This window comes from Nitrincola salilacus, assembly GCF_046271865.1.
GTDB lineage: Bacteria > Pseudomonadota > Gammaproteobacteria > Pseudomonadales > Balneatricaceae > Nitrincola > Nitrincola salilacus.
The window spans coordinates 3,859,266-3,876,081 of sequence record NZ_CP176580.1; the positions used below are offsets into that span (position 1 = coordinate 3,859,266).

Consider the following 16,816-nt stretch of genomic DNA (forward strand, 5'->3'; position numbering starts at 1 on the left):
TACCTTGGTCAATCTGTGCAGTCTTGCACATGTTTGCCTATGAGAAAAAATAAAGGAGAAAGGCAATGGCTATTTCTACTGGTAACCGGGGTGTGGTTTATACAGGTCCCGGTCATGTCGAAGTGCGCTCCATCGACTTCCCTGAACTGGCGATTGGCAATCGCAAGTGTCAGCATGGGGTCATCCTCAAAGTCCTTACCACCAATATCTGTGGCAGCGATCAGCACATGGTCCGCGGCCGTACAACCGCCCCCTCCGGTCTGGTACTGGGCCATGAGATCACCGGTGAAATCATTGAATGTGGTAATGATGTCGAGTTTCTGAAAGTCGGCGATATCGTGTCTGTTCCGTTCAATATCGCCTGCGGTCGCTGCCGCAACTGCAAGGAGGGCAGAACTGGTATCTGTCTGAACGTCAACCCTGCACGTCCCGGCGCCGCCTATGGCTATGTCGATATGGGCGGCTGGGTGGGTGGTCAGGCCGAATATGTCATGGTGCCTTATGCCGACTTCAACCTTCTGAAGTTCCCGGACTCCGATCAAGCCAGAGAGAAGATCCGTGACCTGACGCTGCTGTCGGATATCTTCCCGACCGGCTTCCATGGCTGCGTAACCGCCGGTGTAGGTCCGGGATCAACCGTGTATATCGCCGGTGCCGGCCCTGTCGGACTGGCCGCTGCTGTTTCTGCACAGCTGCTTGGCGCTGCCTGCGTCATCGTCGGGGATATGATTCCGGAGCGTCTGGCTCAGGCGAAAAGCTTTGGCTGCGAAACCATCGACTTGCGTCAGGATGCAGAGCTGCCGGACCTGCTGGAGCAGATCCTCGGCGTACCGGAAGTGGATGCTGCGGTTGACTGTGTCGGATTTGAGGCTCACTGCCATGGTCATCATCACCATGAAGAGAAGCCTGCAGTCGTCTTGAACAGCATGATGGATATCACCCGCGCCGGTGGCCAGATCGGGATACCCGGGTTGTATGTGACTGAAGATCCGGGCGCCAAGGATGCTGCAGCACAGAAAGGAAGCCTGAGCCTGCGCTTTGGTCTGGGTTGGGCAAAATCCCACTCCTTCCATACTGGCCAGTGCCCGGTGATGAAATATCACCGTCAGCTGATGCAGGCGATCCTGTTTGAGCGCATCCAGATAGCCAAAGCAGTCAATGTCCAGGTGATCTCGCTGGATGAGGCACCAAAAGGCTATGCTGACTTCGATGGCGGCGCGGCGAAGAAATTCGTTATCGATCCGCACAAGATGTTTGCAGCCTGATATCCCTGACGGGAAAGAATGATTGAGAACGAATAATTGAAAACGAAGAGTGGCTACCCCGCCACTCTTCAAAATTATCTGAAAAACCAGAACCTCCCCTCTAAGCCCTCCTAATAACTTTATGACCTTATAACCTTACAGTCTCCATGGTCGACTAAGGTCCTTATTTGTTTTACTTTTAAAACATCACGTCGTCATCTATATTCAAAAGCCCTGTATTAAACAGTAGACATCTGCCGTCCGGTCACTGACTCAAAATCGGGCCTGCAATGACTGAACAAAAATAATAAGGATATCTTATGAAAGCCAAGCTTTACCTGTCCGCATTTACCGCTGCTATCTGTGTTGGTTTCACTGCTCCCGTACTGGCCCAGGAAACACGTGAATTTTCTGTCTCTACCGTGCTGTCGGATGCATTCCCTTGGGGACAGGCTGCTGTCAAATGGGCCGAGCTGGTTGAAGAGCGCTCCGAAGGACGTATGAAACTGACGGTCTACCCCAATGCCCAGCTGGTGTCCGGGGATCAGACGCGCGAATTTTCGGCCATGCGCAGCGGCCTGATCGACATGGCTGTGGCCTCTACCATCAACTGGTCACCGCAGGTGCCGGAACTGAACCTCTTCTCCCTGCCGTTTCTGATGCCGGATGAGGCTGCAATCGATTCCATCACTCAGGGCGAAGCCGGTGAACAGATATTTGCCGCGATTGAGCAGCGCGGAATCATTCCGCTGGGCTGGGGAGAGAATGGTTTTCGCGAGCTCTCCAACTCGCGCAAGGCGATCAGCGAACCGAGCGACCTCAACGGCCTGAAGATTCGTGTCGTTGGTTCCCCCCTGTTCCTGGACACCTTTAATACACTGGGCGCTAACCCGACTCAAATGAGCTGGGCCGATGCCAAACCAGCGCTGACAACTGGAGCCGTCGATGGTCAGGAGAACCCACTGTCGGTGTTTGATGTCGCCCGTATCGATCAGGTTGGCCAGCAGTACCTGACCCTGTGGCGCTATATGGCCGACCCACTAGTGTTCGGTGTCAATCAGCGTGTCTGGAACTCTCTCTCCGAGGAGGATCAGACGATTCTGCGTGAAGCCGCTGTAGAAGCTGGTGCCTGGGAAATTGCCAAATCACGCGCCGAACTCAGTGCAACGCTGGCAACCATCAAGGAACGTGGCGTAGAGGTCACCGAGCTGACACCTGAGCAGCATGCTGCATTTGTCGCTGCAACCGCTGAGGTCTATGAAAAGTGGGTTCCTCGTATCGGCGAAGAACTGGTGAATACGGCTAAAGCAGCCATCGATGCCCGCTGATTCCAACTGCTGAAACCTTCAGGCCCTCTCTGTCCGGTGGGCCTGGCTATCAGCTTTAGACTCTCAGCCCTGGACTCTCTAGCTCAAGGCACCCAGCTCTACACACACTGTTCTAGACACACTGTTCTAGAAGCTCTGATGAGTACCCATATGAACGGACCTAAATCCCGTCCTGAATCCTGGCTCGCTTCACTGGCCCTTCTGGGCATCTGTCTGATCAGTCTCGGTAATGTCGTGGTGCGCTATGCCACCAATGCCTCCTTTGCCTTCACCGAGGAGTTCTCGGTCTTTCTGCTGTTTGTGCTGACCTTTGCCGGTGCTGCCGTGGCTGCTCGTCGGCATGAACATATTCGTATTCTGGTGGTCGAGGCTGCGTTGCCTCCGCCACTGAAGCGCGCGCTGTACCTGCTGCAGTGGGCTGCCTGCGTTCTGCTGATGGGGCTGGTGTCCTGGTATGGTGGCCTACTGACCTGGGAGGAGTACCACTGGGAATCACTGTCTCCTGGTCTTGGCTATCCAACCTGGCTTTATATCATCTGGCTCCCTCTGCTGAGCCTTGCCATTATACTGCGCCTGACTCAGAGCCTGATCGAACGCTGGCGTGACAGCTACCGGCAGCCACAGGGAGGTGAGCATGAGTCCTGATCTGTGGATGCTGGCAATCTTCGGCATGGCGATGCTGCTGGGGATCCCCGTAGCCTTTGCCCTGGGTCTGGGTGGCACAGCCGGAATCATCGCCGGCCTGCCACCTGATATGCTCGCAACACTGGGCACTAACACTTACAACAGCGTGGCCAAATATCCGCTGATAGCGATTCCGCTGTTTATTCTGACCGGCCTGATTTTTGAACGTGCCGGTGTTGCCAGCAGTCTGGTACGCTTCGCGCAGGCATTGATTGGTCCACGCCACGGTGGTCTGGCACTGGTGGCGGTACTGGTCTGCCTGATCATGGGTGGCATGAGTGGCTCGGGACCTGCCGATGCTGCCGCTGTAGCAATGGTGATGCTGCCGAGTATGACCAGAGCAGGCTACCCCAAGGCGTTTTCTGCTTCGTTGATTGCGGCTTCGGCCTCTACTGCGATCCTGATCCCTCCCTCTATCGCGCTGATTCTCTATTCTGTAGTGATGCCCGGCGTTGATCTTCGTGCATTGTTTGCAGCTGGACTGTTTCCCGGCATTCTGGCTGGTCTGTCTCTTTTGTTGCCAGCCTGGTGGCTGTCCCGTCGCTATGGCTGGGAAGATCCAAAAGCCGGTGAACGACCACCACTGAAAGAGAGCTTCATCCAGGCGCTGCCAGCGCTATTTGCACCGATACTGATTCTGGGTGGTCTGCGCTCCGGCCTGTTTACCCCCACAGAAGCAGCCGTAGTAGCGGTCACCTATGGCGTCATCACCGGCGTGGTGATTTACCGTCAACTCAGCCTTAAATCCCTGTGGGGGATCCTCGGGGAGGCCGCCAGAATATCCGGCGTGGTAATGCTGATCATCTCTCTGGCGGGTATCTTTGCCTGGGCAGGAACAACGCTTGGTACCTTCCGTCACCTGGCCACTCTGCTGCTCTCCATCTCGGATAACGGCTGGGTACTGCTGGTACTGATCATGCTGCTGGTTCTAGTGGTCGGTATGGTGTTGGATGCAATCTCCATCTATCTGATCATCACACCGATTCTGATTCCCTTGATCCAGCACTTCGAGTGGAACCCTGTCTGGTTTGGCATACTGCTGGCGATGAATATCGCCATCGGCCAGTTTACCCCTCCCGTCGCAGTCAATTTGATGGTCACGACACAGGTGGCTGGCATACGGCTGGAGAAAACCTTCGGGTGGGCATTCCTGTTCATGCTGACCATGCTCAGTTCCCTGATACTGGTAATGCTGGTGCCGGGCATCGCGCTCTGGTTACCGGATAAGCTCGGTTTTGTTGTTGGCAACTGGTAACACAGATGAAAATGAGAACTTTTCCATCTACCAATAGATCACCACAAAACTCTTTATTATCAATAGATTGAGAAGCATAACAGAAATATTTAACGTTTATTATAAAAATTAATAAAATTATCCTGAAATTCACGCTAAATTCAGAATAAAAGCCTACTTGATCAATAGATATAACGCGTTCGTTGCTGCAGAATACTGCGCCTCGGTTTTCGACACTGAATGTTATAGCCAATTCACGGCTTATAACTTCACATCGCATGACTGAGAGACAAAACAATAACGAACCGGAATCACATCGATCATGGAAACGCTGGTTAATACACTCAACGGCTATATCTGGAGTGATGCACTGATTTTCCTGTGCCTTGGTGCAGGTCTTTTCTACTCGATCCTGACGCGTTTTGCGCAGGTACGTCATTTTAAAGAGATGTGGAGACTGCTGTTCAGCTCCAATGAGTCTGACAAGGGGATCTCTTCATTTCAGGCACTTTCCGTCTCTCTGTCCGGCCGTGTAGGGGTCGGTAACATTGCCGGTGTGGCAGCCGCTATCGGCTTTGGTGGTCCCGGTGCCATCTTCTGGATGTGGGTAGTTGCCTTCCTGGGCGCAAGCACTGCTTATGCTGAGTCCACTCTCGGCCAGTTGTATAAAGTGAATGATAACGGCCAGTATCGTGGTGGCCCCGCTTACTACTTTGAGCGCTGCCTGGGCTGGAAATGGCTGGGTATTCTGTTCGCTTTATCTTCCATCATTGCCTGCGGTATCTTCTTGCCGGGCATACAGGCCAATGCCGTCGGCAATGCCGTCACTCAGGTATTCGGCGAAGGCCAGATTGTTGCCAGCAGCTTCGGCGAAGTCGGCAGCACCAAACTGATCGCCCTGGCGATCATCCTGATCGTACTGGCTTTCATCATCTTCGGTGGTATCAAGCGTATCGCGCACTTCACCCAGATCGTTGTTCCCTTTATGGCACTGGGTTACATCATCATGGCTCTGATCATCATTTTCCTGAACCTGGAAAAAATTCCGGGCATATTTGGTCTTATCCTGTCGGATGCCTTCACGGCCCAGGCAGGTTTTGGCGCAGCGATCGGCTGGGGTGTCAAACGCGGCATTTACTCCAACGAGGCCGGACAGGGTACCGGTCCACATGCCGCTGCTGCAGCTGAAGTTCAGCACCCGGCTCAGCAAGGTCTGGTTCAAGCCTTCTCGGTCTATGTAGATACACTGTTTATCTGCACCGCAACAGCACTGATGATTCTGATCACTCAGCAGTACAATGTGCAGGGCACTCTCGAAGCGGGTCAGTTTATCGTTCAGAACGTTCCGGCTGACACCATCATTGCCTCTCCCGCCTTCACTCAGATGGCGCTTTTAAGTGTATTCGGTGGAGTGGGCCCGGTATTTGTCGGCATCGCCCTGTTCTTTTTCGCCTTCACCACCATTCTGGCCTACTACTATATTGCCGAAACCAATGTGGCCTATCTGCGCCGTGCGCTTAACCTGGGCATCCCACTCACTCTGGTCAAATTGGTGATCATGTTTATGGTGGCCTACGGCACGGTGAATACAGCAGGTTACATCTGGGATCTGGGAGATGTCGGTGTGGGCCTGATGGCCTGGATCAATATAGTCGGTATTCTTGTGATCTTCTTTGTCTCTCGGCCGACCATGCTGGCACTGCGAGATTATGAAGCACAGCAAAAGGCTGGTGGCCCGATCACCTTTGACCCGGTGAAGCTGGGTATCAAGAATGCCACCTTCTGGGAAGAGCGTCTGAAGAACCAGAAATCAGAGTAAGTCTGACTCATAATCAGCAAAAGCCCACCACTTAGAGGCTGTGTAAGAATAACTTCACACCCTCTAAGTCGTGCAACAAATGCCTCGGTCATAATCCGGGGCATTTTTGTTTTGTTGCATCCCGGTTAACCGTCAGGAGTGTAATTTTCCCTGAAATGATGACATGGAGATATCACCAGGAAGCGATCAACAATTAGCCGGATCGTAGAAAATTGTTTGCTTTCTATGGGTTGAGCATAGTGTAATCAGGTAACAGCGAAAGTATCAGATTTTCGAGGTGTCCATCCAAGGATTCAACAACATGTTTGAAAACAGCCTCCATAGGAAGTGGGTGATTACCCGGACTCTCTCTCAAAGTGCTTCAAAAAGAGAGCACCAGACTCTCGAAAGGGCAACACTCATCATCACGATCTATACCCTCTCAGTTCCGGGCATTATCCTTTTTCTGATTTTTCCAGCGTTTGTCCTATCTGTAGATCCGGATAATCTGTGGACCTGCTTTTTGCGGGGGGAGAAATGATGAAACTGGCTTTTGCTGTCGCATGGCTAAGTCAGACCCTTGTCACCTTTTCAGTCGTGCTGGTGGTTTTCAGCGCTGGCATTGTTGTTTACAACGAGACAGGATCGCTGACATCATTTGGAATAACCGTCCTCTGCGGTTACGTTCCAGAACTGCTAATCACCCCTCTGGCCGGCTCCCTTGTAGATAAAGTATCGAGAAAAGCCGTACTGATCACTTGCTGCCTTTTACAGGCGACTATCTTCACTTTTTATTTTTTGATTTTGAGGCAAGATGCATCGATTTTAGCAAGTACCTACCTCGTGATTATCGCCGTATCCTCCGTTGCAGGTGTTCATCGGCTCGCTTATAACTCCTCGATCGCCCTGTTTTCTGATGACCCTCGGGTCTATCCAAGACTGAATGGTATCGTGCAGAGTGGACTGGCCTGTGCTCATATTCTGGCCCCACTTGTGGCTGGATTGCTTCTGGAGTATGCAGGCAGCTGGACCATCGCTGCTACTGCAGCAGTTGCCTGCACGATTTCAGCTGCAATTTTGACGACAATCCGCTTCCCAGAACTGCTGTCCAAGACCAGCACTACCCTGAAACATGGCTGGAAACTTGGAATCCATCATATAAGATGCTCGAAGGGTCTGAGCGAACTTCTTATCATTCATGCATGCTCAAACTTGGCGCGCGGGGCGGCAATAGTTCTTTTCACCCCTTTAATCCTGGCGTTTTCGTCTGAGGCCATCCTAGGATCTTTACGATCCACTGCAGGCGCAGGCCTGGCCATCGGAGCTCTCCTCATTACGTCATGGGATGGGCCGGCAAAGCAGATGTACAGCATTTTCTATGCTCTGATGATATGCGGCATATCAATCGTGTTAATCGGCATCACGCAGAACCTGGTTCTGATTGGTCTTTCTGCCTTCATCTTCTACGCGGCCACCCCCATACTCGCCTCAATAGCTCACTCTATCTGGCAGCACCAGGTACCGACAGATATTCAGGGGCGCGTTTTCGCTGTCCGTGACACAGTTGCCGGTGCTGCTCTGGCTGCCGGGTATGTTGTATCCCCACTGGTGACTGACTGGGTTTTCATTCCTCTCATGGAAGACACAGAAAAAGCGCTAAGCATGACCTACATACTCGCAGGATTTCTGACCATAGCCTTAGCAATAGTGACTGCCAGAAAGCCAGCATTGCGGGCATTGAGCGAGACATAAAAGCACTTTTAAGCAGGTACAGAACCGCCTGATACAGATCTGACCTCACCCACTCTGAAACATTTGTTCCAGAGTGGGCAACTCCTTTTTGATCAGGGAAAGAATACAAATTTGACAATAAACAGGGCGGCCAGCGCGTAAACCGCCACACTGACCTCTTTTCCCTGCCCCGAAAAGAGTTTGATCAGTGCGTAGCTGACAAAGGCCAACGCAATACCATGTGCGATGGAAAATGTCAGTGGAATGGTGAAGGCCGCGATCAGGACCGGAGCTGCATCCGTCACATCATCCCAGTTCACTTTTGACAGACTGCCAGCCATCAGCACAGCAACGTAGATCAGCGCGCCAGCCGTGGCATAGTCAGGGATGGAGCCCGCCAGAGGAGCAAAGAAAAGAGCAATCAGGAAGAGGATGGCTACCACCACCGCGGTCAGGCCGGTACGCCCACCTGCCGCCACACCGGATGCACTCTCGATATAGCTGGTGGTGGAAGAAGTGCCGAGCAGTGAGCCTGCTACAGTAGCGCCGGAATCCGCCAGCAGCGCATTTTTCAGGCGAGGCAACTTGCCATCCTTATCCAGCAGGTTACCGCGTTCAGCAACACCGATAAGGGTACCGGAGGTATCAAACAGATCAACAAACAGGAAAGCAAAGATCACACTGATCATCGCCACATCAAGAGCACCTGCAATATCCAGTGCAAAGAAGGTCGGTGCAATGGAGGGTGGAGCTGCCATAATCCCACCGAACTCATTATGCCCCAACAGCATCGCTGCGACAGTGATCACCAGAATACCGATCATCACTGAACCGGTCACTTTCAGGTGTGCCAGTGCAGCAATGATGAAAAAACCCAGCAAGGCATAGATAGCCGCAGGCTGGGACAGGTCACCCATTGTCACCAATGTTGCCGGATGATCAACGATGATACCCGCATTTTTAAGACCAATCATCGCCAGAAACAGACCAATACCGGCCGCGATACCCAGTTTTAATGTTGATGGGATGGAGTTAATCACCCACTCCCTGATCTTGAAAATACTGATCAGGATAAAGATGATACCGGACAGGAAGACAGCCCCCAGTGCCACCTCCCAGGTGTTACCCATTCCCAGAACAACACCATAAGTGAAGAAGGCATTCAGGCCCATTCCTGGTGCAAGGGCGATCGGATAGTTGGCCCAGAGCCCCATAATAAGGCAACCAATCGCAGCCGCAAGACAAGTCGCAACGAACACAGCGCCGTAATCCATGCCAGCCCCGGACAGAATGCTCGGGTTGACAAAGATGATATAGGCCATGGTGAGAAAGGTTGTCACCCCAGCTAACACCTCGGTTTTCACCGTGGTGTTATGGGCTTTGATCTGAAAAAGTCGCTCCAGCATAAAGATGCTCCCATGAGTCTTTTATATGATTTGTCCCGATCAGCTTTCGCCTGCGGCATGCCACAAAGCAGTCTGACTACCAGCTAGTCTAGCAAACAGAATGCCACTGTGGAGGCAGCTCCGAAACAAAAATTTCAGACATCAAGTATTCGTGCAGAAACGACAATTTCTTTGTGCGGTATCAACCGGTCAGGCGTTTGAAAAAGTCCGGCATTTCATAGCCAGCCCGTTTAAGTTCGGCCACCAGTTCGTCACCGGAGCGTTCCGGCTTTTGACTCAGAGCCCAGAGGGTGCCACAACGTGCACCACTGCGACAGAAGGCCACAACCGGCGCTTCGGCCTGTTGCAATATCTTACCAAACTCAAGCCCCTGTTCATCGGTAACCTGACCGGTGATAACCGGTTGATAATACCAACTAATCCCCAACTGGCGCGCAAGATCAGCCAGTTCGTCGCTGCCTGGTTGATTCGGTTCTTCTTGATCAGGACGGTTGCAGATAAGAGTACGCACCCCTTCCTTTGCCAAAGCACGGATATCATCCGCCTGGAGCTGCCCGCACGCTCTCAGGGAATCAGTCAGTTGCCGCATGGGGGGTAAGGTATGTTCCATAAATAATGCTCCTGATCGACTGCACTTGAGGATATGAATGCCCCGTGGGCCAAGTTCAATCATGGCATAAAAGACAGGCAAGCTGAATATTGTCTTACCATAAGCATTGAAGTTGAGGCTGTTATCCCGGCCCACCTGCCGGAAAATGTCAGGTATATTGAATGCTTATGCTATCGACGGGGTGAGAAGAATCACTTATGGTTCATCCTTTTACCTGACTCCAGACTATAATAATAAGCACCATCAGGATAAAAAGTACCCCATGATGCGTTTCACACAACTGGACATGGAGAGTTTTCGCGACAAATCAGCCAACCGACTGCTGTTGCTTGCTGCCCTTCTGGTGTGTATCGCAGTTCCTGCCACCCTCTCACGCTATCTGATCTCCGGCTGGCAGTTCTCTTTCTATGTGTACATCGGCAGTGGTCTATTCGTTATCGCTCTGGCCGTCCTTCGACATAGACTCAGCCTGAAATTCAAAATCAATACACTGGCGACTATCGGCACCTCTGTCGCCATTGCAGCGCTTGCCAACTGGGGCCTGCTGAGCAACGGTATGATCTGGTTCGTGATCACCGGATTTATTCTGATGATCGCCTATACCAGCCGCCTGGTACTGCTGTATATGCTGTTTGCGGTATCGACCATGACTCTCTTTGCCTGGCTGTTTTACACCGGCGCGTTAAAGCCACCCGTCGAAGCCAACCAGTTTGCCAGCAGCCATGTCGCCTGGATAAACGCGATAGTCAGCAACATGTTCTCGCTGATGCTGATCATGATCCATTTCAGCTATCTGAAGGAGTACCAGCAGCAGTTGATCAGCCTGCTCGAAGAACAGAATCAAGAGATCAGCCGCCTTGCCAATCACGATAACCTGACTGGCCTGCACAACCTGCGAGTGGGTAAAGATCGCATCACTCAGGCGATCACCTTTAGCCGGCGCAACAAGACGATGGCGGCAGTCATCTTCATCGATCTGGATGGCTTCAAGGAGATCAATGACCAGCATGGTCATGATGCCGGCGATGCGGTACTGATCGAAACAGCTCATCGGTTAAGCCACAACGTCAGAGAGGTGGATACGGTGGCCCGCATCGGTGGAGATGAGTTTCTGGTAGTGCTTCAGGAGATCAGCTCAGCGACAGCAGCCGTTGCGATTGCCGAGAAGCTGATCAACAAGATCAAAGTCCCTTTCATCCATGAAAATAACACGCTGTCAGTCACCGCCAGCCTGGGAATTGCTTTGACCAGCGACGCGCAGGCAGCCGAAGAGCTGATCAAAAAGGCAGACAGCGCCATGTATCAGGCCAAGCGTCAGGGCAAGAACCGCTATGCGCTATTTTCCTCTGGCTGTTCGGCTGCCTGATCTGCCTCACTGATACGCTCCTCCAACCGCCGCCGGATGTAGGAAACATGCAGGCGTAGATTGTAAAACTCCTCCATATAGGAAAGTGGCACTTCGGTCTTGCCGACCTCATCCTCCAGCGTTCTGATCAGCCGCAGATCGCTCTGCAGCAGCTCCAGCGGCACGTCATTGCGAGCCAACGTGGCATCCATGATCTTCAGTTTACTGTACCAGCGATAGATACGGCGCCGGATATTCCAGCGAAAGGCCGGGGGCGCAATCCGCAACAGCGGGATAAGAATCACCAGCAGAGGAATGATCAGAATCACCAGCCGATCCACAAGCGATGCCAGCCAGAATGGCATATGACGATGTAGAATATTGGGGCCACGCTCAAAGAAATACTCCGCCTCAGCGGCCACTGGGATATCGGTATACATCAGTGAAGGAAACACCCCGGGTCGGGTAATCAGGTTCAGTTGCCCCTGATCTGCTTTGGCCGCTTCCATCAACAGCTGTACAACTGAACGATGAGTATCTCTGCGCACAACCAGATAGCTGGCCGGGGCAACCATGCGAATATCCCGCTGCGGCAAACCCTGTGCTGGGTCGATAACTCCATGGTAAAGCGTCACGGGTGTCAGGTAGGGCAAACGATGCGACAGGGCCTGCGCCAGTGAGAAGTCCACCAGACTGAGATCCGGGACTGACAGCAACTCCTGAATCATCGGCGCATTCGGTGACATCACAAAGGCTGCAGCCTCTATTTCACCTTGTAGCAAGGCATCAGCCGCGGCGCGCCCACCAACAGCTATCTGCTCGATATTCAAACTATCCAGCATCCCAGCCTCGGCCAACAGGGTTTCAACCAGCATCCTAGTGCCACTGCCTTCGACACCTGTGGCGATTTTAAGACCATCCAGCTCCTGCAAACGCTCTGCTTGTGTCGACGCTGACTCAGCATCCAGGATAAGCGAGTCGGTACGGTAAAAGACGAACAGAGGCTCGTATGCGACACTGGCGACCGCTTGCAAGGTATCGCCAACGCCATCCGGAGCAGTTCCTCCCTGCACGATGGCGGCATCGACCTCTGCCGACAGAAGTAACTGCCAGTTTTCCACCGAGCCTGCCGACGGCACCGGCTCCAGAGTGATACCCTTGCGTGCAAAATCTTCTGCATAGCGCTGGCCCAGACTCTCATAAGCTCCGCCTGGAGAACCTGTGGCAAATCGTACTTGCTGTGGTGGAGCCGGCTCAACAAACTGCCAGGCTGTAAAAGCCACCAGCAGCAATATCAATACAATCGGCAGTGTTACTTTCAGGTGCTCCCACCAGAGACCTTTCTGACTCATCTGCATGGTCGGTTCTGATTTTGCCATCCAGCCCCCTTATCCTGTCTCGATCAATAGCCTTTCAGTGTCTTCGGCTTGACCAGCACGGTGTGCTCAGCATCAGAAATCCACAGATCTCCATCCTGAATCGTGACCTGCAGTTGCATACTGCGCTGACTCAATGCCAGTAGGTCGTTTGCTACACTATCTTCAAACTGAAGGATATCAAGGTTCTCGAAGCGGGTCAGTTGATGCTGGTTCTGCTGCCACCAGATCAAATGCTTGTCGTGATACAGAATGATGACTGCTCGTTTGCTTCGTCCACAGGCTTTACGCACCCGTTTCTCATCCGGAGCACCGAGATCGATCCACAGCTCTATCTCATCACTCATACTTTTTTGCCACAGATCTGGCTCATCATCGGTACTGATACCGCGGGTAAAAGCCAGATATTCATCTGCAAAAAGTGCAAAAGCCACCAGTCGAACCATCATTCGCTCTTCGGTTTCAGAAGGGTGCAAGGCAATGGTAAGGTGGTGGTCATGATAATAACCGCGGTCCATATCGGAGATATTCAGGGCCGCTTTGTAAATTGTCGACTTCTGGGCCATAGGTAACCTGGCAAGAGATCCATAAGGGAAAGGGATATGCACAATAAGTTGATCAACCGGCAAGTGCAAGCGAGGCATCATGCGCCAACCGGTAAAAAAATCCTTGTTACCCCTTTTATCGGCAGAGTTGGCATGCTCTTGTGTGTTTTATTACTTTTACAGGGTTGTGCTGACAACGAAGAGGTTGACTTGACCTCCCGTCAGACAATGGACGACAGGCAGGCAGAATCATTTATGGTGTCGGCCGCCCATCCCCTGGCAGTTGAAGCAGGGCTCAATGTATTGCGACGTGGCGGCAATGCCATAGATGCCGCCATCGCCGTGCAGATGGTTCTTGGGTTTGTCGAACCACCGGAAAGTGGTATTGGAGGTGGTGGTTTTCTACTGTTTCATGATGCGCCCAATAACCGACTGCACTTTTTCGATGGTCGCGAAACGGCACCAGCCGCTGCCGATGAAGACCGCTTCACTGTGATGGGCCTGGCAGTACCGTTGCCACTGGCAATTCCTTCGGGCAGAGCTGTCGGCGTACCCGGCTTGATGGCCATGCTGGAGTTGGCTCACTCGCAGCATGGCACACTCCCCTGGCATGATTTATTTGAGCCTGCCGCAACTCTGGCTGAGCAGGGCATACCTATGCCGGATAGATTAAAACGACAGATAGATCAGGATCCCTCTTTGCTGCTTTTTCGTGATACGCGACACTATTTCAAAACTCAGGCACGTGACGATAATCCCAAACTGCAGAACCCAGCCATGGCTGACACTTTGCGCATTCTGGCTGATCAGGGTGCTGCGGCACTCTATCAAGGGGAGCTTGCTGAGCAGATCATTGCACGCGCCAGCGCCTCCTGGATCTGGCCCGGTGACCTGCAACGCATTGATTTTGAGCAGTATACCGCACGGCAGCGCGAACCCATCTGCGCCTCTTATCGGCAATGGACCATCTGCGGCGCGCCTCCCCCTTCCTCTGGCGGCATCACTCTGCTGCAGATACTGGGTATGCTGGAGCAGTTCCCACTGCCACAGATGGAGTACCAGAGCGCTGAAGTCCTGCACCTGATTGCCGAGGCCAGTCGACTGGCCTTTGCTGATCGTGAGTTTTATATCGGTGATCCCGATTACGTCGAAGTCCCGACTCAGGCATTGATTGACAAAGACTACCTGCGCCAGCGCGCTGCATTGATCAACCCAGACCGAGCACTGAAGAAGATCTATCCAGGCTCACCAGGACAGTCACCGCAGCGCCTTGGGGCTGCATTCAAAGCACCGAGTGAAACAACTGGTACAACTCACTTCAGCATAGTGGATGCTGATGGGCGTCTGGTCGCATTGACCAGCTCTAATGAGATGCCCTTCGGCAATCGTCGCATGACGAACGGTTTTCTACTCAATAACCAACTGACCGACTTCAGCTTCAATCCGTCTCTGGATAACCTGCCTCACCCCAATGCCGTCGCTCCTGGAAAAAGACCACGCAGCTCCATGTCGCCCATCATCGTTTTTGATGCCCAGGGCAATACGCATCTGGTGATCGGCTCACGTGGAGGCAGCCGTATCATCGGCTATGTCCTTAAAACGCTTCTCGGTGTACTCGACTGGAATCTGGATCTGCAGGATGCGATTGCATTGCCCAATATGATCCATCGTGGTGACGTTCTGGAACTGGAACGGGGAACTGGGCTGGCAGATCTGGCGTCTGACTTGAAGGTCCGCGGCCACAAGGTCAAAATCATATCATTGGAAAGTGGCCTGCACGGTATAGAACGTACAGAGTCAGGCTGGAGAGGCGGAGCAGACCCCCGCATGGATGGCGTAGCCCGAGGAGACTGAGTATGGACATAGAGATCAGACGACCACCCTGGCAACATAACCCAGCCGGGGACATGCGGCGAGTCGGTATAGAGCTGGAAATGAATGGTCTGACGCTGGATCAACTGGCCGCAATAGTCAGTGATTTTCTGGGCATTGAAATCCATACCGACGGCCGTTACCAGCGCGTTCTGAAAGGAGACTCGGCCGGTGACTGGATTGTTGAGCTGGACTTCAACCTGCTGAAAACCATGGGACGGGAAGCACGCGACTCCGGAGACTTGAAAGATGAGGTCAGAAAAACCGCCGAAGAGCTGCTCCGACTGGTTTCAGAACCACTGGTACCTCTGGAACTGGTCAGCCCACCCTTGCCACTGGATCGTTTGCCTGAAGTGGAATCCCTGTTTAAGACGCTACGACTTGCCGGCGCAAAAGGGACCTCGGAAAAAGCCAGCAATGCTTTCGGGCTACAGTTCAACCCAGAGATACCGAGTGAAGACCCCACCACTTTGACTGCGTTCCTGAAAGCCTTTCTCTGCCTATATCCCTGGCTGCTCAAACGTGCCGAAATCAACATCACACGCCGTCTGACCAATTACATAGACCCCTTCCCGATCAGCTACTTACGCCTTGTGTTGAGCCCAGAATACTGGCCGGATCAAGCTCAATTGATAGACGACTACCTGAAACACAACCCAACACGCAACAGAGCACTGGATCTGTTGCCGCTGTTCAAGCATCTGGATGAGGCGCGCGTCAATCGCATCACACCTGACCCATTGATCAAGGCTCGCCCAACCTTCCATTATCGTTTGCCAGACAGCGAAATAGATCAGCCGGAATGGGGGTTCCATCAAGCCTGGAATGACTGGGTGGAGGTTGAGTGGATGGCCTCGGATACGGAGCGGCTCAGAGACTGCAGCCAAGCATTTCTGCTGTTTCTTGAGCAGCCGTTGAACCGCTGGCTGGGCCACTGGGAGGAGGAGGTCGATAAGCGATGGCTAAGCCAGTAATCGCGATCACCGGCCCGCAGATTGGGGCAGCAGGGCCACGACTGATGGTCGCGCTGGCAGTGCGTTTTTATGGTGGTAAGCCACTGCAACTGAGACCGGGAGACAACCCGTCCGACTATGAGTATCAGGGGGTTGTCGTAACCGGCGGGCATGATATCGATCCGGTACTCTATGCCTCGGAACCTGAGGTTGAACCTCGCTACGACAAACTGCGGGACCATTTTGAGTCAGCCGTCATCGATGATGCGCTGCGACGCAGACTACCACTACTGGGGATCTGCCGCGGCGCGCAACTGCTGAATGTCCGCCGCAACGGCAGCCTGTTTCAGGATATCAAATCACAGCGCCGTATTACCTCGAACAGGCGCACATTTCTGCCACTGAAAACTCTGGAGATAGAGCCCGGCAGCCTGCTGGCTGAATGTCTAGGCCCGAGTCGATGTAAAATCAACAGCCTGCATAACCAGGCAATCGAAAGAACAGGTTACCATCTTCACGTATCGGGTCGTGATCTGGATGGGATCATTCAGGCAATTGAGGACCCCGGCTATGGTTTTCTGATCGGTGTGCAGTGGCACCCGGAGTTTCTGATTTTTCTGAGGCGCCAGCGCCAGATTTTCGAGGCACTGGTTGAAAGCGCACGGCAGCACGCGTAATCTGCCGTGCACT

General features: G+C 52.9%; 14 protein-coding genes. 10 read left to right on the top strand and 4 right to left on the bottom strand.

Going from position 1 to position 16,816, the window contains the following annotated elements:
- Positions 1–65 precede the first annotated feature (65 nt).
- From fdhA to ACK3CJ_RS17855, 6 genes are all read left to right on the top strand, one after another.
- Entirely contained in the window at positions 66–1,265 is a 1,200-nt protein-coding gene (gene fdhA / locus ACK3CJ_RS17830) for a formaldehyde dehydrogenase, glutathione-independent (RefSeq protein WP_409523558.1), read from the top strand.
- 299 nt (positions 1,266–1,564) lie between these two features.
- Positions 1,565–2,572, top strand: a complete 1,008-nt coding sequence (locus ACK3CJ_RS17835) for a DctP family TRAP transporter solute-binding subunit (protein ID WP_409523559.1) — start codon at positions 1,565–1,567, stop codon at positions 2,570–2,572.
- 150 nt (positions 2,573–2,722) lie between these two features.
- Complete coding sequence (locus ACK3CJ_RS17840; protein WP_409523560.1) at positions 2,723–3,217, top strand: TRAP transporter small permease; 495 nt, start codon at positions 2,723–2,725, stop codon at positions 3,215–3,217.
- Positions 3,207–4,511 carry a TRAP transporter large permease gene (locus tag ACK3CJ_RS17845; protein WP_409523561.1) on the top strand — a complete coding sequence of 435 codons (1,305 nt, stop codon included), beginning with the start codon at positions 3,207–3,209 and terminating at the stop codon, positions 4,509–4,511. Before ACK3CJ_RS17840 ends, ACK3CJ_RS17845 begins: the two co-directional genes overlap by 11 nt.
- A gap of 301 nt (positions 4,512–4,812) precedes the next feature.
- On the top strand, positions 4,813–6,309 hold the full coding sequence (locus tag ACK3CJ_RS17850) for an alanine/glycine:cation symporter family protein (protein ID WP_409523562.1): 1,497 nt from the start codon (positions 4,813–4,815) through the stop codon (positions 6,307–6,309).
- A 516-nt stretch (positions 6,310–6,825) separates the two neighbouring features.
- Positions 6,826–8,040, top strand: coding sequence for an MFS transporter (locus ACK3CJ_RS17855; protein WP_409523563.1), 1,215 nt, complete (start codon positions 6,826–6,828; stop codon positions 8,038–8,040).
- Positions 8,041–8,132: 92 nt separating this feature from the next.
- Here ACK3CJ_RS17855 and ACK3CJ_RS17860 read toward each other — a convergent pair whose 3' ends face one another.
- Both ACK3CJ_RS17860 and ACK3CJ_RS17865 read right to left on the bottom strand, forming a co-directional pair.
- Positions 8,133–9,425, bottom strand: coding sequence for an NCS2 family permease (locus tag ACK3CJ_RS17860; RefSeq protein WP_409523564.1), 1,293 nt, complete (start codon positions 9,423–9,425; stop codon positions 8,133–8,135).
- Positions 9,426–9,606: 181 nt separating this feature from the next.
- Positions 9,607–10,035 carry a TIGR01244 family sulfur transferase gene (locus ACK3CJ_RS17865; RefSeq protein WP_409523565.1) on the bottom strand — a complete coding sequence of 143 codons (429 nt, stop codon included), beginning with the start codon at positions 10,033–10,035 and terminating at the stop codon, positions 9,607–9,609.
- Positions 10,036–10,297: 262 nt separating this feature from the next.
- Between ACK3CJ_RS17865 and ACK3CJ_RS17870 the strand changes: the two genes are divergently transcribed.
- Entirely contained in the window at positions 10,298–11,401 is a 1,104-nt protein-coding gene (locus ACK3CJ_RS17870) for a diguanylate cyclase domain-containing protein (protein WP_409523566.1), read from the top strand.
- On the opposite strand, the gene ACK3CJ_RS17875 is transcribed toward ACK3CJ_RS17870, so the two are convergent.
- Positions 11,365–12,759 (bottom strand): TAXI family TRAP transporter solute-binding subunit, encoded by a 1,395-nt coding sequence (locus ACK3CJ_RS17875; RefSeq protein ID WP_409523567.1) that lies wholly within the window; start codon positions 12,757–12,759, stop codon positions 11,365–11,367. The two genes, ACK3CJ_RS17870 and ACK3CJ_RS17875, sit on opposite strands and share 37 nt — an antisense overlap.
- Before the next feature lie 23 nt (positions 12,760–12,782).
- The gene (locus ACK3CJ_RS17880) at positions 12,783–13,322 is read right to left on the bottom strand and encodes a YaeQ family protein (protein WP_409523568.1); all 540 of its coding nucleotides are present in this window, start codon (positions 13,320–13,322) and stop codon (positions 12,783–12,785) included.
- 36 nt (positions 13,323–13,358) lie between these two features.
- Here ACK3CJ_RS17880 and ggt point away from each other — a divergent pair, with 36 nt between their 5' ends.
- The 3 genes from ggt to ACK3CJ_RS17895 are packed head-to-tail and all read left to right on the top strand — an operon-like array spanning position 13,359 to position 16,803.
- Complete coding sequence (ggt, locus tag ACK3CJ_RS17885; protein WP_409523569.1) at positions 13,359–15,155, top strand: gamma-glutamyltransferase; 1,797 nt, start codon at positions 13,359–13,361, stop codon at positions 15,153–15,155.
- A 2-nt stretch (positions 15,156–15,157) separates the two neighbouring features.
- Positions 15,158–16,147 (top strand): amidoligase family protein, encoded by a 990-nt coding sequence (locus ACK3CJ_RS17890; protein ID WP_409523570.1) that lies wholly within the window; start codon positions 15,158–15,160, stop codon positions 16,145–16,147.
- Entirely contained in the window at positions 16,132–16,803 is a 672-nt protein-coding gene (locus tag ACK3CJ_RS17895) for a gamma-glutamyl-gamma-aminobutyrate hydrolase family protein (RefSeq protein WP_409523571.1), read from the top strand. Before ACK3CJ_RS17890 ends, ACK3CJ_RS17895 begins: the two co-directional genes overlap by 16 nt.
- The last annotated feature ends 13 nt before the right edge of the window (positions 16,804–16,816 follow it).